Raw genomic sequence first — 3,630 nt, 5'->3', positions numbered from 1 at the left:
GTGGGGCGGGTGGCGGGCGGTTCGATGAGGTCCTTGTCGGTGCCCGCGACGACCAGGGCCAGCCGGTGTCCCCTGGGCACGACGTGGTCGGTGGCGGCGAGGTCGAGGGTCATCGTGTAGGCGCGGCCGGGGACGAGCAGGGCGCCCTTGGTGAGGGAGGCGTGGTGGCCGAGGTCGGCCCAGCCCCGGCTGACGACGGTGGCGCCCACGTCGGCCGTCCTGGCCGCGGTCGCCTTGAAGCAGGCGCTGTCCCCGGCCGTGCTCGCGCCGAAGCAGGTGCGCTCGGTGAGGGTGGTGATGCCCTCGCCGCCGTCGGCGTAGTCGCGGATGGTGTCCGGGCCGAGGTCGACCAGGACGGCGGACAGGTGGGCCGAGGCGGTGCTCGGGGTGGCGGTGACGGTCACCGTTGAGGAGCCGGAGATGCGCAGCGGGGCGGTGAGGGCCGGGGTGATGAAGGCGGCCTTGTCGGGCGTCGATCGGGTGAGGTCGGCCGCCCAGTCGGTCTCGCCGCGGCTCGGGTCGTCGGTGAAGGTCTCGGTGCCGGTGGCCCGGTGGGGGCCCAGGGTGCCGACGCCGGGCGTGGTGCCGCGGGCCGGGTACAGGGTGGTGGTCCGGGTGCCGCGCGGGGGCCAGACGGCGGAGGTGGTCCAGTGGTCGGGGTGGCGCTCGATGTCGGCCATCGGCTCGCGGTCGATGCCGTTGTCGTAGCCGAGGAGTTCGTGGTCGAACCAGCGGTGCAGGGTGTCGACCCAGGCGCCGCGCCGGTAGTCGAAGGGGTCGACATGGCCGGTCTGGGAAAGCCAGATCTTGCGCTCGACGCCGTGCCTCGCCAGCGCGTCCCACCACTGGCCGACGTGCTTGGTACGGACGTTGAGGTCCTGCATGCCGTGCACCAGGAACACGCTGGCGCGGACCTTCCCGGCGTCCTTCACGTAGTCCCGCTCCGTCCACAGCCGGGTCCAGTCGCCCGAGTCGGGGCTGCCGTCGGCGAGTTTCCGCTGCACGGCGGCGCAGTGGGCCTGTTCGCTCTCCACGTACCCCGCGAGTTCGTCGGGGCCGCCGTCGTAGAGCTGGGCGCCCTGGGCGAAGTAGTAGTCGTACCAGGAGGAGATGCCGCTGATCGGCACGATGGTCTTGAGGTTTCTCACGCCGGTGGCGGCGACGCCGTTGGCGATGGTGGCGTCCCAGCTCTTGCCGATCATGCCGGTGGCGCCGTTGGTCCAGCTCGCCTTCACCGGCGTGCCGCCGGTGCGGCTGGTGTAGGCGCGGGCCCGGCCGCCGAGCCAGTCCACGACGGCCTTGGCGGAGCCGATGTCGGAGCGGCCGCCGACGTCCACGCAGCCGTCGCTGCGGTTGGTGCCGGCGAGGTCGACGCCGACGAACGCGTAGCCGCGCGGCACGAAGTAGTTGTCGTAGAAGAGCGGCATCTGCACGACGTGGCCCTGGGCGTCGTACGTCTTGAGCTGGCTCTCGTTGCCGCGGCCGCAGCAGGAGTAGTAGGGGCTGGCGTCCATGATGACGGGCACCTTGCGGCCCTGCCGGGCGGGTTCGGCGGGGCGGACGATGTCGGCGGCGACGCGGTCGGTGCGGCCGTCGTCGTCCTCGTCCAGGCCGGTGTCCACCCAGACGGACTCGCGGACGGCGTCGGCGTACGAGTAGACGGGCCTGCTCTCGCGCGGTGCCGCCTGGACGGCGGCCGGGGCGAGGAGGACGGCCGTCAGCGCACCGACGGCCAGGACCGCGAGGGTTCTCCAGAGCGAGCGAATCGGCATGGGCGGACGCTACCTCCGTCAACACCCGTACAGAAGAGGGCCTTTCGGCGGTCACCGGGACGCGTGACGGCTGAATGGCGATCGTGTGACAGCAGGGGTCGTGGACACGCCAGAAGCGGCCGGGACTGAATAGGCTCCGAACAGACTTCCTGTCCAGAAGACTTGGAGCTGACGTGCACCGCAGAATCCTCGCGCCGAGCGCCCTGGCGGCGGCCTCCCTCCTGCTGGCGATCCCGGCATCGGCCGCGTCGTCCGCCCCCGGCGCGCCGGGCATCGGCGACCCCTACTACCCGAAGTACGGCAATGGCGGCTATGACGTCTCGCACTACGACCTGAGGCTCCAGTACCAGCCGAAGACGGACGAGCTTCAGGGCACCGCGACCATCCTGGCCAGGACCACGCAGGACCTGTCCAGCTTCGACCTGGACTTCCTGCTGGACGTCAGCGAGGTGCGGGTCAACGGCATCAAGGCCACGTTCACCACGTCCGGCGAGCACGAGCTGGTGGTCACGCCGAAGACCCCGCTGGCGAAGGGCACGCAGGTCACCGTGGTCGTCCGGTACAGCGGAGTGCCCTCCACGAAGAGCGCCTACGGCTTCAGCACCTGGCACCGCACCCCGGACGGCGCCGTCGCGGCGGACGAGCCCGAGGCGGCCTGGTGGTGGTTCCCCAGTAACGACCACCCCAGTGACAAGGCCACCTACGACGTGTCGGTGGCGGTGCCGGACGGCACCCAGGCGATCTCCAACGGCACGCTGGCGTCGACCAGTTCGAAGCTGGGCTGGACCCGCTACAACTGGCGCCAGGACAAGCCGCAGGCGACCTATCTGGCCACTCTCGCGCTCGGCCGCTTCGACATCACCACGTCCACCTCCGAGGGCGGGGTGCCGGTGGTCAACGCGTACAGCAAGGACCTCGGCGCGAACGACGGGGCGGCGCGGGCGAGCGTGGAGCGCACCGGTGAGCTGGTGGACTGGCTGAGCGGCTACTTCGGGCCGTATCCGTTCTCCTCGGCCGGCGGCTACGTCCCCAACACCACCACCGGGTACGCGCTGGAGACGCAGACCCGCGTCTACTACAGCCCCAAGCAGTTCGCGGCCGGCTCCAACACCTCGGTGGTCGTGCACGAGCTGGCCCACCAGTGGTACGGCGACGACGTGTCGCTCAAGGGCTGGAAGGACATCTGGATCAACGAGGGCTTCGCCCGGTACGCGCAGTGGCTCTGGTCCGAGCACGAGGGCGAGGGCACCACGCGCGAGCTGGCGGACTACGTGTACGCCTCGCATCCGGCCGACGACCCGTTCTGGACCGTCAAGCCCGGCGATCCCGGCCCGGACGCGCAGTTCGACCTCGCGGTCTACGACCGGGGGGCGCTGGCCGTGCAGGCGCTGCGCGAGGAGATCGGCGACGACGCGTTCTTCGCGGTGCTGAAGGGCTGGCCCAAGGAGCACGCGTACGGCAACGCCTCGGTCGCCGACTTCCAGAGGTACGCCGAGCAGGTGTCCGGCAAGCCGCTGGCCGCGCTCTTCGACACCTGGCTGTTCCAGCCGTCGAAGCCGGCCGCGCGCGGCTCGGACCCGGCGGCCCGGTCGCTGGCGGCGAAGGTCACGGCGCCGAAGTCGTGGAAGAAGATCGAGGCCACGAACGACGTGCACGCGCACTGAAGCCCCCTCCGCCCCCGCTGCCCTAGGCCGTGACGGCTCCCTCCCCGAGGAGGCCGTCACGGCCTATCGCGTCCGTGCGGGTGGCCGGGACGGTGCAGGCGTACGCGCCCGCGAGGGCGCCGTAACGGGCACAGCGCTCGGGGTCCGCCCCGGCGAGGCGGCCGTAGAGGAAGGCGGCGGCGAAGGCGTCGCCC

At 71.5% G+C, this 3,630-nt stretch carries 3 protein-coding genes; 1 reads left to right on the top strand and 2 read right to left on the bottom strand.

The genetic code is table 11. The features are described from left to right. Positions 1-1,772 (bottom strand): Xaa-Pro dipeptidyl-peptidase (locus tag CCN33_RS26310; protein WP_086695948.1); only part of this gene is annotated, 1,772 nt, incomplete at its 3' end. A 173-nt stretch (positions 1,773-1,945) separates the two neighbouring features. On the opposite strand from CCN33_RS26310, the gene CCN33_RS26305 reads away from it, so the two are divergent. After that, on the top strand, positions 1,946-3,436 hold the full coding sequence (locus tag CCN33_RS26305; RefSeq protein ID WP_086695947.1) for a M1 family metallopeptidase: 1,491 nt from the start codon (positions 1,946-1,948) through the stop codon (positions 3,434-3,436). Between the two features lie 22 nt (positions 3,437-3,458). On the opposite strand, the gene CCN33_RS26300 is transcribed toward CCN33_RS26305, so the two are convergent. Next, on the bottom strand, positions 3,459-3,630 hold a 172-nt coding region (locus CCN33_RS26300; RefSeq protein ID WP_244173945.1), incomplete at its 5' end, for a PfkB family carbohydrate kinase.

The organism is Streptomyces recifensis (assembly GCF_002154615.1).
Taxonomy (GTDB): domain Bacteria; phylum Actinomycetota; class Actinomycetes; order Streptomycetales; family Streptomycetaceae; genus Streptomyces; species Streptomyces griseoluteus.
Note: the sequence above shows the minus strand (reverse complement) of the source record. Positions and strands in the feature narration are given on the sequence as shown.